Source organism: Dictyobacter aurantiacus, from assembly GCF_003967515.1.
In the GTDB taxonomy this organism is placed as follows: Bacteria; Chloroflexota; Ktedonobacteria; order Ktedonobacterales; family Ktedonobacteraceae; genus Dictyobacter; species Dictyobacter aurantiacus.
Genome location: NZ_BIFQ01000001.1, coordinates 5,367,543 through 5,381,786, shown reverse-complemented (window position 1 = coordinate 5,381,786; position 14,244 = coordinate 5,367,543). Strand labels below are relative to the sequence as shown.

Genomic DNA, 14,244 nt, shown 5'->3' with positions numbered 1-14,244 from the left:
AAACTCCTTTGTGTTGCTAGCATTTATTTATAGTTCCGGGCGGGTACAACTTCTAGGATGGAGTAGTGAGCTCCGGCGTTGTTCCCCACACCGTCAGCAAATACCACCTGCCACAAAACTCCGGTTCTTGCATCTCGATGAGCATACGCTGATACAGGGATGTGAGCTCCTCCGCTGCGTTGGGATTTGCCCGCTGCAACAGCGGCAAGGCACCATCAAAGACAACTTCTGCATTCTTATAAAAGTTGCTCCAGGCCTCGGCGTCACTGGAAAAATTGACAGAATGGGCCTGAGACTGAATCTGGGTATAGCCGGCCTGGGAAAATAAGCGTTCGAGCATTGGTGTAATACCAAGGGTCGTTCCATGGGGAGAAAATCCATAGCCCGCTTTGTGCATAGTCTGAAATAGCAGCGTATTCAATTGATCGAATGACGGGCTGTTGGTAACGCCACCGTTATCGGTTTCCGTAATGCGCAGTATGCCTCCTGGTCGTAGGATGCGTCGGCATTCCTGCAGAAGTTGCATCCATACATCTCTATGTAGAAATGAGCTGAGCAAGCGCCCATTGACCAGGTCAAACGAATGGTCAGAAAAATCGAGCGTCTGTGTCGTATCCATGACGCCAAAGGAGACATTCCGAATGCCCTGTGAGCTTGCTCTTGCATTGGCATAAGCAACCATCGTCTGGCTGATATCGATGCCGATGACTTCCATATCTGGATAATTGAAGGCCATATCAAGAGCCCAGCCACCGGGCCCACAGGCGATATCGAGCACTTTTGCTTCATCTGGCAGATCAGTCAATCCATTCAAGAAGTCACCCATGCTCTTTGTAGTCATGTTATCAAGCTCGATCAGGCGAGCCATTTCAGCCACACTCTCAGGATCGAGAATGTACGTATTGCCGCTATCGGAGTGCATTGGAGGATCAGAAGCCATAGGATTTTCTCACCTTTCGCATATTTATATACTTATTTGCTTAGTATACGCTCTTTCTAGCCTGCTATCAATATTTGTTTGATTAATCTGGCTTATCTTCATATATTTTTTATACCTAAATTTATGCTTATTTATATAGCTTGCACTTTTTATGGCAAAATATAAATGCATTATTCATAGATAAATGCTTTGCCTATAACCTATAAGAGGAAGAGGAAGGGAGCAAGAATATCGAAAAAAGCCTTAAAGAGACGTCATCCGCAGGTCGGCTGGCGCCTCTTTAGGCTTCAGGGTTGATGGAACGGGAAATCGGGCGCAAGGGCCAATACGTTCAACTTTAGAGCAAGCAACAAGAAAAACGACACATCGCCAGCGGAAGATGGAACATCCCTCGACCCGATCATGTCCCCGTAGGCGGCATAGGATTGCGGCCTAGTTGACACGCAGAATGCATAAAAGCAGCAATCCGGCCTTGTGCATGCCGCTCTGTTGACGTACGATATGCCGAATTCTGCATGGTCATAGGTACGCTTTTCTCGATTTTTAGGAACGTTATCGTACGTGAACGGTGGCGGCATGCACAAGGCCGGATTGCTGCTTTTCAGAAGAAATACCGTATTGGAAAGGCCGCAATCCTATGCCGCCTACAGGGATACCTCTTCGTGTCAAGGAACGTTTTGATGCTCCACTGGACCTCTCGCGTTTCTCTTGTTGCCTGTGCTAAATTGAATGTACTGGGCGCAAGGGCCGAATCTACGAATGGGTGGCGGCGAAGCGGGTGATGGCGTCGGCGGCCTGGCGGTAGCCGCCGCTGCTGCGCACGGTCCGCTGCATGGCCTCGACGTTGGCGCGGATGGTAGGATCACCGCTGACACGCTCGACGGCCTGGCGCAGCACGGCTACGCTGAGCTCATCGGTTTTGAGGGCGGTGCCCAGTCCCAGTTCGCTGACGCGCTGGCCGGTCATAAACTGCTCGGGCTGCTGCGGCACCACGATCAGGGGCACGCCATAGAACAGGCTCTCCATGGTGCTATTCATGCCGCCGTGGGTGATGAAGACGCTGGTCTGCTGCAGTACCTCCAGCTGGGGCAGGTAGGAGGCGACCTGGAAGTTGGCCGGGACGGGTCCCAGCGCGGACAGATCGAGGCGCGGACCGTGGGCCATCACGACATGCCAGGGCTGGTCGGCGAACGACTCGAAGCAGAGGCGGAAGAAGTCCGGCCGGTTGTTCATGACGGTGCCCAGCGAGATATAGAGGACGGGCTGGCCCTCGACGCGCTTGAGCTCGAACGGTGGCGCGTCCTGGCGCATAAAGATAGAGGGACCGACAAAGAGGAAGCGCTCGTCGTCCATAGCCTCCCCACCGGGCTGGAAGGCACGCGGGATAAAGCAGATGTTGAGGTCCTCGTGATGGGTCCAGATATCCATCGGGCGCATGGAGGGGAGGTCATAGCGGGCGCTCAGCGCGTCCAGCTGCTCCTGCAGGGCGGCCAGATCGGAACCGGACGCCTGCGCCCGCGCCAGGGGTCCACGGCTCATCATCTCTTTCGAGGGCACATAGCTGGGACGCAGATTGATGGCCGGGATACCCAGGACCTGGGCGGCCATGTAACCAGCGGGACACATAAAGTCATAGATGATGCAGTCCGGCCGCTCGGCGCGCAGCCGCTCCACAACCTGCGGCAGGATGATGGTGCTCGTGCGCAGCAGCATGCCCAGCAGATGGGATATATTGATGTTCTGAGGATTGGCCGTCAAGCCCTGCGGCGGGCGCATCTCGTCCATCTGGTAGGGCTGAAAGGTGGCGCCGGTAGACTCGATCGTGGCGCGGAACGCTTCGGTCAGATAGTAGCTCACCTGCTCGCCGCGCTCGACGAGCTCATGCGCCACGGCCAGCGTCGGGTTGACATGTCCATACGCGGGTACATTCAAAAAAGCATATTTCGTCATTATCTATCGTCCTTTATGCATGGGCAGCTGGCAGGGATGGGCGTGTTCGGCCTCTGAAGTGGGATGAATGGCGGTCACCAGTTCCTCCAGTAATGAGATAAGCTGGTGAGACTTCTCCTCGCCCAGCGCCTGCAGGCCACTGAGCAGCGGACCCTGCTCGTCCTGGCGCGTCACCTGTGCCAGCAGAGCGCCACCCGCCTCAGTCACCGACAGCAGCGTGCGCCGCCGGTCCTGCGGGTCGCGGTCGCGCTGCACCAGTCCCTTACGCACCAGCACCTCGACCGTCGGCGCCAGCGTCGAGGGATCAAGTCCCATGGCGCGACTCAACTCGCCCAGCGTCAGCGTGTGGCCACTGACATTCATCAGCGCCAGAAACTGGTGCGGCGAAAGATCGGAGCCCGCCTCGCTCAGGTGCTGCATCAACTCCTGGCGCGCCGTCTTCATCACCGTCCCGCACAGACGGCGCAAAGCATCCGCCGAAGCAACATTTCTCTCCATCATACCCATGCCTCAAACTTTCAACCTTAATTGGCCAAACAAATCATTTGTTGCCCAAATTATATACCATTGCAAGCCCTCGCGACAAATTATGGCATAAAAACATAAAACATCGCCTCGTTATGGCACGCCGACCTCACACGACGATCCCATCATATTATCTTTACCGGGTGTGGGCGTATATTAATAACAAACACGAATAATATGGTATACTTGAGGCAAGAACATCTATTCATAGCAAAGGAGGGTAAGCATGACGCTTCAGGGGCCCATTCACAAGGATGCACTCACGGTGGTTGGCATTGAGACACGCACGACCAATAGCGACGAGAGCAGAGGCGAGACGGCGAGGATTCCCGGCCTCTGGCAGCGGTTTTTCCAGGAGAATATCCGCAATACCATTCCCAACCAGGTGCAACCAGGCTCCATCCTGGCGGTCTACACCGATTACGAAAGCGACGAGCACGGACCCTATACCCTGCTCATCGGGTGCGAGGTGAGCAGCCTGGGGGACCTTCCGGAGGGCTTGAGCGCCAGGGTGCTGCCCGAGAGTGGCTATATGATATACACCACCCGGACGGGCCCGGTCGCAAGCGTGATCGGGCAGGCATGGCGGGAGATCTGGCAACTGGGACCAGAGCAACTCGGAGGCAGGCGCCGCTACAGCGCCGACTTTGAGCTCTACGATGAGCGCAGCAGCGATCCCCAGCAGACGACCGTGGATATATACCTTTCCATCACATAAACACGAACCGCCCCTCGAATCCGATCGGATTCGAGGGGCGGTTCGTGTTTATGGTCGCCTTGTCTTTTTGCAAACTTTGAATGGTACCCGATTCTCATAGGGAGCTTTTGGATAGAGAGAGTTGAGTGTATAATAATAGGGTGCCATTCTGCACCCTGGATATTTAGAAGTGCGTATTGCCTGGATACGCGTTTCTCACCGTATGGTATCATTTTTCTGCCCCGATAGAATCTGGCGCAGATGGGCGATGTGGGCCGGGATGATCACAAAACAATCACGAAAGTGGCTTTTGGGGGCCACTTTACCATTTCTTTACAATTACAGTGATCATTTTTGATCTTTTTCGCCTTAAAATATTAGTACATGTCGACATCTTTATTTTGCCTACGAAAGACGGACAAGCATGAGTAAGACACAACCTCGGAGCGTCAAGCAGGATCGCGCCGGGAAACAACAACGCCGCGAGGCAGAGCGGCTGCGCCAGCTCAAAGCCAGGCGCAGAAACAAGATGATTATTACTGGCTCGATTGTACTGGTGGCTGTCATCGTTGGTGCCTTTATCTGGTTCGCCAACCATCCACTCGGCGGTTCGGCCAACAATAGCTCCAGCAGTAGCCAGACCAGCAGCAGTTCTAGCTCAGCGCCTTATGCTCCGTTGAATGGTATCTCCTGCGACACCCAGGAGCAGCTTGCCTATCATATTCACGCCCATCTATCTATTTATATCGATGGGAAACCGGTGGCGGTACCGCAGGGGATAGGCATTGCCAGCGACCAGTCCTGTATCTACTGGCTGCACTCGCATGACACAAGTGGCGTGATCCACATTGAGTCGCCGACGCAGAAAAACTATACCCTGGGGCAGTTCACGCAGTTGTGGAGCCAGCGCTTCTCAAATCTGCAGTATCCCTATCAGCTCGACAAGGGTGATGGCTGGCAGGTCTACGTTGATGGGAAGCCGTACAGCGGCGATTTCCACAATGTTGTGCTGAAGGCTCATACCCTGGTTACGCTGGCCTATAACTCTCCCAATGCAAAACCCGATACCACCTACAACTGGAATGGGGAGTAGGCATAGTTCCCATGCGATGGGAATTATGCGGTGGCTGTTGATGACTCGGGCGCTGACGCGCCCGAGTCTTTTTTTATTTTGGAGAAATGCGGATGCAGCGCTTGACGCGCTGCATCCGCATTTCTCCAAATTTGGTTGATGGGGATTGGCGCGTGGTCTCCATCTCTCCATTTAGTTGATGGGGATTGGCGCGTGGTCCCCATCTCTCCATTTGGTTGATAGGGATTGGCGCGTGGTCCCCATCTCTCCATTTAGTTGATGGGGATTGGCGCGTGGTCCCCATCTCTCCATTTGGTTGATGGGGATTGGCGCGTGGCCCCCATCTCTCCATTTGGTTGATGGGGATTGGCGCGTGGTCCCCATCTCTCCATTTGGTTGATGGGGATTGGCGCGTGGTCCCCATCTCTCCATTTAGTTGATGGGGATTGGCGCGTGGCCCCCATTTCTCCATTGAATGAAGATGATCGATCTGGTATGCTTGAGCATAGATGTCATTGATGTGCAGATAAATTATGAGCTAGAGGGAGGTTGCGTCTATGGCAGGCAGGCGTGTGGTGACAACGATGTGTCCGATGAATTGTACTCCGACGCAGTGTGGGATGAAGGTGGAGGTGGCACCGGAGGAGAACAGGGTTATTTCAGTGAAGGGGGATACGGAAAATCCTGATAGTCGGGGCTTTTTGTGTGTGCGGGGACGGGCGGCGAGGGAGATTTTTGAGAATCCGAAGCGGCTGCTGCGGCCGATGCGGCGCGTGGGGGAGCGGGGCGAGGATCGCTGGGAGCCGTGTTCGTGGGATGAGGCGTACGCGCTGATCGTGGAGTCGATTCAGCAGACGCGGCCGGAGCGGGTAGGGATATGGCGTGGCCATGGTAGCGGGACAACGGGTCCGCTGGGTGGGGCGATACTGGCGCGCTTCGGGATGCTGGGTGGCTTCCAGAACTGGAATACGTCGATCGTGTGCTGGGCGATGGGCGGCTACGGTCTGGGCCTGACCGGGGCGCTCAAGACCCATACCAAAGAAGATATGGCGGCGAACTCGCGGACGATCGTGCTGTGGGGCGCGACCCTGGCCAGCCAGCCGGACCTGGGTCCGCATCTGGTGGCGGCGCGCAAGCGCGGGGCCTACGTGGTCCAGATCGATACGCGGCGCACGGAGGTCTCCAGCCAGGCCGACGAGGTCATTCTGTTGCAGCCGGGCAGCGACGCGGCCATGGCGCTGGCGCTGGCGCATGTGATCATTGAGGAGGGGCTGCACGACCGCGAGTTCGTCGAGCGGCACACGCTGGGCTTTGCACAGTTCGCCGAGCATGTACGGCAGTATACACCGGAGTGGGCCAGCGCGATCACCGGCGTCGAACCGGGGGTCATCCGTGAGCTGGCGCGCCGCTACGCCACAACGAAGCCGGCGATGATCGTGCTGGGCGGCAGCTCGATCTTCAAGCACCAGCACGGCTGGGAGCCGGCCCGCGCCATCCCCTGTCTGCCCGCTCTGACCGGGCAATTCGGCATCGCCGGCGGCGGCCTGGGGCAGCGCCACGGTGCCTCGCCCGAGAGCGTGGGGCTGGCCAACCCAAACGCGGGCATCAAGCAGAAGCTGCCAGCCGAGCAGGCGATCCCCAGCCACATGACGAGCATCGCCGAGGCGCTGGGCAACGGGCAGCTCGACGTCCTGCTGCTGCTAGGCAGCAACATCCTCTCCTCGTTCTCCGATAGCAACGACGTGGCACGTGGACTGGAGCGCACGCGGCTGATCGTCTCCTACGACCTGTTCATGAACGAGACCTCGCGGCGCTACGCCGACCTGGTACTACCAGCCACCGCCTGGCTGGAAACCATCGGCATCAAGCAGACGGCCACGCATATCTACCTGATGGAGCGGGCACTGCAGCCCGAGGGCGAATGCCGTCCCCTGACTACCTTCACGCGTCAGCTGGGCGAGCGACTCGGCATCGACAACATCTATCCATGGAAGAACGACGAGGAGTTCCTCAACACCGCGCTGGCCACGCAGAAGACCGAGGATGGACACTCTCTGACGGTCGAGGAACTGAGGCGCCGTGGTGGCTACTGGCTCAAGAACGGCCTCTCGCACATCGCCTACCAGGACCACCAGTTCCACACGCCATCACAGAAGATCGAGTTCTGGAGCGAGCGCGCCCAGGAGGTAGGCCTGCCGCCCCTGCCAACGTATACCGCTCCGGCCGGCACGCAATATCCCCTGCGCTTCAGCCAGGGACGCACTCTGACAGCCTTCCACGCCTTCTTCGACGAGGGCCAGGCCCTGCCGACGCTGGCGCGCGTCAATCCCGCGCCCGAGCTGTGGATCAATCCGCAGGACGCTGACAAACGCCAGATCGAGAGCGGCGCAACCGTCGTCATCAGCAACCAGCGCGGCCAGTTCACAGCCCGGGCCAACGTCACCACCGACGTCATCCCAGGTGCCGTCTGGATGCGCGACGGCTGGTCCGGCGTCAACCGCGTCACCAGCGGCGCCCCGGTAATCCCGCTGAACGCCAACGACATCGTCCCCAACATCCCCGGCGGCCAGGCCGCCTACGACGCCTGGGTCGAGGTCAACGTATCGTAGGCGAGGATGCTGGGAGCATCCTCAACCGGGCTTGCCCCGGCCTGGGTGCCGGGTCAAAGTCAGTGCATCGTCGATGCGTCCCCGGACCAGATGGCCTCAAGCATCAGGTGATTATTGTCCAGGAAGACCATGCTGCGTAGGTGGCCGAGGTCGCTGATCTCGCTCATGTTCACATCGTGCTGTCGCAGGCGTTCACGCAATGCCTGCGCAGCCGCCTCGGCGGGCAGCCAAAAGGCTATATGAAGAAGAGCCCCTGCCATGATGGTCGCGGGCCGCTGCCACTCCAGGGACTCTGGTCGAGGCGGCAGTTGCGCGTCCGTCAGCTCCCAGAAGTGTAATCCCTGAGCCGGGGTCGCGCCCGGTTTGATAAAGCAGTGGCGCGTCTTCCCACCGCGGGCCTCGTAGATCTCGCCTGCCTGCATGCCGAGCACGTCACGGTAGAAATGGACCGTCTCATCGAGGTCGGGCGTCACCAACGCAGGATGATCAATGCCCTGCCATGGAATGGGTTGCGTGGATGTTGTCATCTTTCGGTTCTCCTCATTAAACAGGTAATGCGCCGTACAGCGGCCGCGAGGGCTGAACACGGGACGCATTCACATTGCATGTGCAGCAGAATGTTGCCTATACTAAGTATGCGGCAAGCTATGGCACGTCACAAGCAACAAACTCGATGATCTGTCGCACCTGCGACATGAAAGGGAAAAATGACGCATGCAAACAACGGCCTGCGCGCGCAGCGTACCCATAAACTGCTGCGGGAGGCTCTGGTCGAACTGCTGAGTGAGCAGCACTTTGAGAGCATTACGGTCGGTGAACTGGCACAGCGGGCCATGATCAATCGCGCCACCTTCTATCGTCACTACCTCGACAAATATGACCTGGTGGAGAAGATCTTCGAGGAGGCGGCTTATGAGCTCAATAGTACTATAGGCCCGCCACGGGTGGGGCTCGATGGCATCGATGGCGATCAGCCGCCCGAAGCGTGGGTGGCCTTCTTTGAGCATGTCGCGCAGCACAGACGGCTATACGGGGCGCTGCTGGGCAAGAACGGCTCGTCGTGGTTCACGAGGAGCATGCGCGAGTACACCATCGGAATAATGGAGGAGCGCGAGCGGCTGCGCACACGCCTGCCGGGAGTGCGGCGGGGACAGGAGGCGATGCCACGCGAGGTGGCGCTGGCCTTTAGTGCCAATCTGCTGATCAGCACACTGACCTGGTGGCTGGAGAGTGAGTCATCCTATTCACCGCGCGAGATGGCCACCTGGTTTCGCCGCTTCCTCTTCTCCGGCTATCCCAACGCGCTGGGCTTCAAAGCATGACGCGCAACACAATGGCATGGCCGCTGTAATAACAATTGGCTCTGGCATCCGGCGAACAGCTCCTGTAGGATAGAATCCTTCCTCTATTCGCGACGATCTGGATAGAGAAACAAACGAGGGAAGGAAGGATCAAAGATGCCAAAGGATTATGGTCTGGAGAGGACGCCGGCCAATCAGCAGCGCCGTCCGCAGAATGCACGTGATGATGAGTGGACGAGGAACTTTCTGCTGCGTGGGCAGGTGGCCTACGTCGCCACCCACTGGGATGAGCAGCCGTTTATCAATCCCACCATGTACTGGTACGATGCGGAGCAGCATAGAATCTTTTTCCACTCCAATCGCAAAGGCCGGGTGCGCGCCAACAGCGAACGGCACCAGCAGGTCTGCCTGGCGGTCAGCGAGTTTGGTAAGCTGCTACCATCGAATATCGCGCTCGAATTCTCAATCCAGTACGCCAGCGTAATCGTGTATGGCCGCCTGCAGATCCTTGAGGATGCCGAGGAGAGGCGCTACGCCCTCGACGGCCTGATCCACAAATACTTCCCGCAGTTCTCCCCCGGTCGCGAGTATCGGCCGATCACCGACACAGAGCTCCTGCGCACCTCGGTCTACGCCATCGCGATCGAGAGCTGGAGCGGCAAAGAGAACTGGCCCGACCAGGCTGGCCAGAGCGACGAATGGCCTCCCCTACCGGAACATTTACGCCCATAGTTCCCCCTTGACCTGGAGTAAACTTCAGGTTGTACAGTTGTTGCATGGAAATAGAATTCTCGATCCAACAGGTTGCGGAAAGGACAGGACTCTCCATCGATACCCTGCGTTACTATGAGCGCATTGGACTGCTTGAACCGGTCAGCCGAGCATCAAGCGGCCATCGTCGCTACCGGCAAAAGGATATTGACTGGATTGGTCTGATCATCGACTTACGCGCAACAGGGATGCCTCTCGCGCAGATTCATCACTTTGCCGAGCTTCGCCGTCAGGGAGAGGCTACGGCAAGCGAGCGCCTGCGCATCCTTGAACAACACCAGCACGCGCTGGAACAGCAAATGCGGAAGCTGGAGCAGCACATGATGGCATTACAGCACAAGATCGCTCACAAGAAAGCATTTCTGTCTCAGCGTGACGCTCCACCTCATCCCGCCTCTGAGCGGGATGGAGAGGGAATGACAGCCATCTCTGGGAACAGAGAGAACACAGACAGCGTACAGAAGAAAGAGGAGATTTTCATGCCACAAACTAGCGGGACACACTCGATCACGACGGGCTATATCGACATCATGGTAGACGAAGAATCCGGCCCATCCACTATGGGTGCCTATATAGCACGCCCCCAGGCTCCAGGTAGCTATCCCGGGGTGATCGTCGGCTTTGAACTGTTTGGCGTGACCAGCTATATCCGAAGTGTTGCCGATCAGATCGCCCAACTCGGATATGTGGCGCTGGCACCTGATTTTTATCACCGCTCCTCCCCTGGTATAGAACTGGAAGCGACCGCCGAGGGTCGCACGCGCGGCTTTGAATTGTTGCATCAGCTCACCCGTCAGCAGGCGCTCACCGACGTGCACGCCGCCATGGCCTATCTGCGTGAGGAAGAGAGATGCTCGAAGATCGCGATGGTGGGTTTAAGCGTTGGCGGGCATATAGCCTACCTTGCCGCCACCCGGTTCGACCTTAAGGCAACGGTAGCCTTTTATCCAGGCTGGCTCACCGCTCAGGACATTCCGCTCAGCAGGCCAACCCCTACACTGTCCCTGACACCTGGAATAGCCGAACACGATGGATACCTGCTACTCCTTGTTGGGGAACAGGATAGCCTTATCCCTGCCGAGCAGCGTGAAGCCATTGCCAGGGAACTGCAGACGGCCAGGGTCAGACATGAACTGGTGACCTACCCCGATACACCCCATCGTTTCTTCTGTGAAGAAGGGGAGGGGTATCGCCAGATGGCCGCGGATGATGCCTGGCGCCGCCTGCGCGCAGTGCTAGCCTCTGAACTGGCCTAGCATGAGCGGGGTGAGATCCCTCACGGGAATCTCACCCCGCCAATACTTCAGCCTTTGGCGACATTTTTGCGCATATCGATGGCGGCAAAGAGAAATGGCCCGACCAGAACGGCAAGTAGAATCGGTTGCCAGAAGGCCTCTTGAATGAGAAGAGAATTTGAGGCAATTGTCAGAAGCGAGAAATTCGGGTATGCTTGCAGAGAAGGTATCTGCTTTTTCTTCTATTTAGAGAGTTTATATTCATTCATTCATGATTGAGAGGCAAATGCAAGTACTCTGCTCAACCGGGGCCTTTACCCGCAGCTCTGACCCCAACAGCCATGAGGAGATCTTGAAGTATGGTCAGGAGCTTATGGCCGATGGCCTGGAGATCATCTTTTATCCCCGCTGGTATCAGCAGCAGGAACGCATCGTTCGTGCGCTGCGCCCCTGCAGGCTGCCGTTCCCGGTGCTGCATATGGAAAAAAGCATCGGCGATAGCTTTGGCAGCAGCGATGCGAGTGAGCGCGAACAGGGGGTGCTACGCTTCGAGCAGAACTGCGCCTTCGCCCGTCAGTTAGGGGCGCGCATCGCCGTGCTTCATCTATGGGGGATGCCTGAGTCTGACGACCATCTGGAGCGCAACTTGCAACTGTTGGCACGTTGTCTGGATCTCACCGAGCAGTATGGGCTGGAACTGACTATCGAGACGATTCCCTGCACGCATGCCGACCCGCTCAGCAACGTCAGGCGGGCCATTGAGCACGATCGCCGGGCCCGCATAGCCCTGGATACCGAGTTCCTGGTATGGCATAACCAGCTTGAAAACGTCTTCAGCGCCGACTGGCTCTGGCAGGAAAAGCTGGTACGTCATGTACACCTAAAAGACCACAAAGGCGAACTGGCGTCAGAAGGGGTGAGATACTATCTCCATCCCGGCGAGGGGTTGATCGATTTCCATAGCTTTGTGAGACAATTGAGAAGGGCCGGATTTGATGGCGCGTTGAGCCTAGAGGCACGCGCGATCGACGCAACGGGCCAGGTCGAGGTCGATCGCATCCAGACAAGTCTGCGATTTATACGGCGCCTGCTCACTGAAGGAAAACAGGATATCCTATCTGCTGATGGATGATATAACCGCCCTGACGCGGCCCGGGCACGCATATCTCAGAAATTTGAGCCTCGCACCTTGCTGGGGGTAATACGCAGAGCCACCGCATACTCTGCCGCGAACTGTTCCGGCGAACCAAACTTGCTGGTCATCCAGTGCTGATATTTCGCCCTGTGCTGCGGATGCTGGTCGGCGGGAACTTCATCTGTGCTGATGTCGGCATGCGCGGTAAACATACTCCACGCACGTTAATGCCCAAATCCATCAAAATGTGTTTCCGGTTTTTGATGATACGGCGGTATAGATAAGGTGGATCCATAAAACAGAAGGAGGTTAAACATTGGATACCACAACGAAACGTTACCTGAAACCATTTACGCCGCTAAAAAAGCTCCGCCTGGCTACATACAAATATCACCAACCGGGAGCATATGCGATCACGATCTGCACTTACAAGCGCCAACCATTGCTTACCATTCCAGCGTTACGCGCCATTTTATATGAGGAATGGGAAAAGTTACCACAGCATTTTCATGGCATTGTGGCTGGTACGTGCATGGTGATGCACGATCATTTTCATTGCATATTGATTCTAGAAGATAGATACGAGCATCGCAAAAGCGCGCGTCAGATCATAGGAGGGTATAAATCTATCGTCGCGCATGCGTGGCTGCGCTATCTCAAAGAGACGGACGCCAATTACCCAGGTAAAATCTGGCAATATCGTTTCTATGATCACATCATCCGCGACGAAAAGGATTTCAATGCGCAGACCGCATATATCCTGAACAATCCTGCCGCCTATGCGGCCAAACAAAAAAAGAAGCAAAAGCAATAAAGCAAACAGGCTGTCGCGGTTTTTCATGCGCTAATAAGGGTAATGGAAAAGGATCGAGCGGTATCCATTACCCTTCCCATTCTACCTGGCAACAAGAAAAGAGATAACGTAGGTTCGGGCCTTGCGCCCGATTTATCTCTCCACACGACCATGTCCATTAAATACGATAATGTTCAAAAATGTCACCGAACGTTTTTAACGGGCATCCATGTATGGGGGAGGGGTAATCGGGCGCAAGGCCCGAACCTACGGCGGGCCTTGATGTGCGTCGAGGGGTAATCGGGCGCAAGGCCCGAGGGGCGGTTTTGGCGGTGGGGCGTTCAATCGTGGGCGAGGCGTTCGAAGATCTCCATGGCTTCGGCGGCGGTGGGGACGGTGAGAACGTTTTCGGTGGCGAATTCGTGGGCCTGGGGGTAGCCGCTGGCTTCGATGGCCTGGGCGGCGGCCTGCAGGTCGTAAGGGGTGCGGCGGAAGTGGGGTCCCTGTTCGTCGAGCAGGAGCCAGTAGGCGCCAGGCTGGTCGGCGTAGGGCATGCCAACGCTGCCGGAATTGATGATGCGCAGGCCCTCGAATGGGATCTCGAACTGGACGTGGGTGTGGCCGCAGACGACGATCGGCGTCTGGACACCGGCGAAGATGGTCGCCAGGCGCTCCCGCGGGGAGTTGGTGGTGAAGATCTCTTCGTCGTTGCGGGGAGTGGCGTGACAGAACAGGATGTCGCCCAATCCGGAGATGGAGAGCGTAATACGCTCCGGGAGTGCCGCCAGGAAGTCGCGCTGCGAGCGCGTGAATTGGCCGGCCACCCAGCTTGTAATTACGCGTACCTCCTCCGACATGGCGGGAGGTAGGGGCTGACCATCGAAGATCATGACGACCTCGCGATCACCGTTACCTCGAATGAAGCGGACGCGGTCGCCGAGCGCGACGAGACGCTCCAATGTTTGCGACGGCATGGGTCCCGAAACGATATCGCCGCCCACCACGATCAGGTCGGAGCGCACCTCTTCTAGCTCAGACAGCACCGCATTCAGCGCTGGCAGGTTGCCGTGGATATCATAGAGTGCCGCAATCTTCATGGCTGTTCCTCCTCTTTTTGCTACTTTATTTCGTGCATACTGCTACCATACCAGATGGCAGCGATGCAACAAAAGAGGATTTTTATGCTTATAGCATATGAGCCCGCCACGATAGAAGA

General features: G+C 56.9%; 14 protein-coding genes. 8 read left to right on the top strand and 6 right to left on the bottom strand.

Annotated elements, in window-relative coordinates; translation table 11 throughout:
* Positions 1-52: 52 nt before the first annotated feature.
* The 3 genes from KTT_RS21620 to KTT_RS21610 form a co-directional block, all read right to left on the bottom strand.
* Positions 53-940: a class I SAM-dependent methyltransferase gene (locus tag KTT_RS21620; RefSeq protein ID WP_126598113.1), complete on the bottom strand. Its 888-nt coding sequence runs from the start codon at positions 938-940 to the stop codon at positions 53-55.
* Between the two features lie 753 nt (positions 941-1,693).
* Positions 1,694-2,890, bottom strand: a complete 1,197-nt coding sequence (locus KTT_RS21615; RefSeq protein ID WP_126598111.1) for a macrolide family glycosyltransferase — start codon at positions 2,888-2,890, stop codon at positions 1,694-1,696.
* A 3-nt stretch (positions 2,891-2,893) separates the two neighbouring features.
* Positions 2,894-3,391, bottom strand: a complete 498-nt coding sequence (locus tag KTT_RS21610) for a MarR family winged helix-turn-helix transcriptional regulator (protein ID WP_160146027.1) — start codon at positions 3,389-3,391, stop codon at positions 2,894-2,896.
* A 250-nt stretch (positions 3,392-3,641) separates the two neighbouring features.
* Here KTT_RS21610 and KTT_RS21605 point away from each other — a divergent pair, with 250 nt between their 5' ends.
* The 3 genes from KTT_RS21605 (at position 3,642) to KTT_RS21595 (ending at position 7,793) form a co-directional block, all read left to right on the top strand.
* Entirely contained in the window at positions 3,642-4,133 is a 492-nt protein-coding gene (locus KTT_RS21605; RefSeq protein WP_126598107.1) for a GyrI-like domain-containing protein, read from the top strand.
* Between the two features lie 403 nt (positions 4,134-4,536).
* Entirely contained in the window at positions 4,537-5,205 is a 669-nt protein-coding gene (locus tag KTT_RS21600) for a hypothetical protein (protein ID WP_126598105.1), read from the top strand.
* Positions 5,206-5,741: 536 nt separating this feature from the next.
* The gene (locus tag KTT_RS21595) at positions 5,742-7,793 is read left to right on the top strand and encodes a molybdopterin-containing oxidoreductase family protein (protein WP_126598103.1); all 2,052 of its coding nucleotides are present in this window, start codon (positions 5,742-5,744) and stop codon (positions 7,791-7,793) included.
* A gap of 59 nt (positions 7,794-7,852) precedes the next feature.
* Here the strand turns inward: KTT_RS21595 and KTT_RS21590 are convergent, their stop codons facing one another.
* The gene (locus KTT_RS21590) at positions 7,853-8,320 is read right to left on the bottom strand and encodes a VOC family protein (protein WP_126598101.1); all 468 of its coding nucleotides are present in this window, start codon (positions 8,318-8,320) and stop codon (positions 7,853-7,855) included.
* Positions 8,321-8,500: 180 nt separating this feature from the next.
* Here KTT_RS21590 and KTT_RS21585 point away from each other — a divergent pair, with 180 nt between their 5' ends.
* The 4 genes from KTT_RS21585 to KTT_RS21570 all read left to right on the top strand — a co-directional run bounded on the left by KTT_RS21585 (position 8,501) and on the right by KTT_RS21570 (position 12,232).
* Complete coding sequence (locus KTT_RS21585; protein ID WP_126598099.1) at positions 8,501-9,115, top strand: TetR/AcrR family transcriptional regulator; 615 nt, start codon at positions 8,501-8,503, stop codon at positions 9,113-9,115.
* 135 nt (positions 9,116-9,250) lie between these two features.
* Entirely contained in the window at positions 9,251-9,826 is a 576-nt protein-coding gene (locus KTT_RS21580; protein WP_126598097.1) for a pyridoxamine 5'-phosphate oxidase family protein, read from the top strand.
* A 44-nt stretch (positions 9,827-9,870) separates the two neighbouring features.
* Entirely contained in the window at positions 9,871-11,121 is a 1,251-nt protein-coding gene (locus tag KTT_RS21575) for a dienelactone hydrolase family protein (RefSeq protein WP_126598095.1), read from the top strand.
* 265 nt (positions 11,122-11,386) lie between these two features.
* The gene (locus KTT_RS21570; RefSeq protein ID WP_160146026.1) at positions 11,387-12,232 is read left to right on the top strand and encodes a sugar phosphate isomerase/epimerase family protein; all 846 of its coding nucleotides are present in this window, start codon (positions 11,387-11,389) and stop codon (positions 12,230-12,232) included.
* Between the two features lie 35 nt (positions 12,233-12,267).
* Here KTT_RS21570 and KTT_RS21565 read toward each other — a convergent pair whose 3' ends face one another.
* Positions 12,268-12,447, bottom strand: coding sequence for a hypothetical protein (locus KTT_RS21565; RefSeq protein WP_126598091.1), 180 nt, complete (start codon positions 12,445-12,447; stop codon positions 12,268-12,270).
* Positions 12,448-12,551: 104 nt separating this feature from the next.
* On the opposite strand from KTT_RS21565, the gene KTT_RS21560 reads away from it, so the two are divergent.
* Positions 12,552-13,049, top strand: a complete 498-nt coding sequence (locus KTT_RS21560; RefSeq protein WP_126598089.1) for a transposase — start codon at positions 12,552-12,554, stop codon at positions 13,047-13,049.
* A gap of 320 nt (positions 13,050-13,369) precedes the next feature.
* Here the strand turns inward: KTT_RS21560 and KTT_RS21555 are convergent, their stop codons facing one another.
* The gene (locus tag KTT_RS21555; RefSeq protein ID WP_126598087.1) at positions 13,370-14,125 is read right to left on the bottom strand and encodes a metallophosphoesterase family protein; all 756 of its coding nucleotides are present in this window, start codon (positions 14,123-14,125) and stop codon (positions 13,370-13,372) included.
* Between the last annotated feature and the right edge of the window lie 119 nt (positions 14,126-14,244).

What these genes read in the sequence shown, in the direction of transcription:
- KTT_RS21620 (WP_126598113.1), bottom strand. Translation starts at nt 940, where the DNA reads ATGGCTTCTGATCCTCCAATGCACTCCGATAGCGGCAATACGTACATT.
- KTT_RS21615 (WP_126598111.1), bottom strand. Translation starts at nt 2,890, where the DNA reads ATGACGAAATATGCTTTTTTGAATGTACCCGCGTATGGACATGTCAAC.
- KTT_RS21610 (WP_160146027.1), bottom strand. Translation starts at nt 3,391, where the DNA reads ATGATGGAGAGAAATGTTGCTTCGGCGGATGCTTTGCGCCGTCTGTGC.
- KTT_RS21605 (WP_126598107.1), top strand. Translation starts at nt 3,642, where the DNA reads ATGACGCTTCAGGGGCCCATTCACAAGGATGCACTCACGGTGGTTGGC.
- KTT_RS21600 (WP_126598105.1), top strand. Translation starts at nt 4,537, where the DNA reads ATGAGTAAGACACAACCTCGGAGCGTCAAGCAGGATCGCGCCGGGAAA.
- KTT_RS21595 (WP_126598103.1), top strand. Translation starts at nt 5,742, where the DNA reads ATGGCAGGCAGGCGTGTGGTGACAACGATGTGTCCGATGAATTGTACT.
- KTT_RS21590 (WP_126598101.1), bottom strand. Translation starts at nt 8,320, where the DNA reads ATGACAACATCCACGCAACCCATTCCATGGCAGGGCATTGATCATCCT.
- KTT_RS21585 (WP_126598099.1), top strand. Translation starts at nt 8,501, where the DNA reads ATGACGCATGCAAACAACGGCCTGCGCGCGCAGCGTACCCATAAACTG.
- KTT_RS21580 (WP_126598097.1), top strand. Translation starts at nt 9,251, where the DNA reads ATGCCAAAGGATTATGGTCTGGAGAGGACGCCGGCCAATCAGCAGCGC.
- KTT_RS21575 (WP_126598095.1), top strand. Translation starts at nt 9,871, where the DNA reads ATGGAAATAGAATTCTCGATCCAACAGGTTGCGGAAAGGACAGGACTC.
- KTT_RS21570 (WP_160146026.1), top strand. Translation starts at nt 11,387, where the DNA reads ATGCAAGTACTCTGCTCAACCGGGGCCTTTACCCGCAGCTCTGACCCC.
- KTT_RS21565 (WP_126598091.1), bottom strand. Translation starts at nt 12,447, where the DNA reads ATGTTTACCGCGCATGCCGACATCAGCACAGATGAAGTTCCCGCCGAC.
- KTT_RS21555 (WP_126598087.1), bottom strand. Translation starts at nt 14,125, where the DNA reads ATGAAGATTGCGGCACTCTATGATATCCACGGCAACCTGCCAGCGCTG.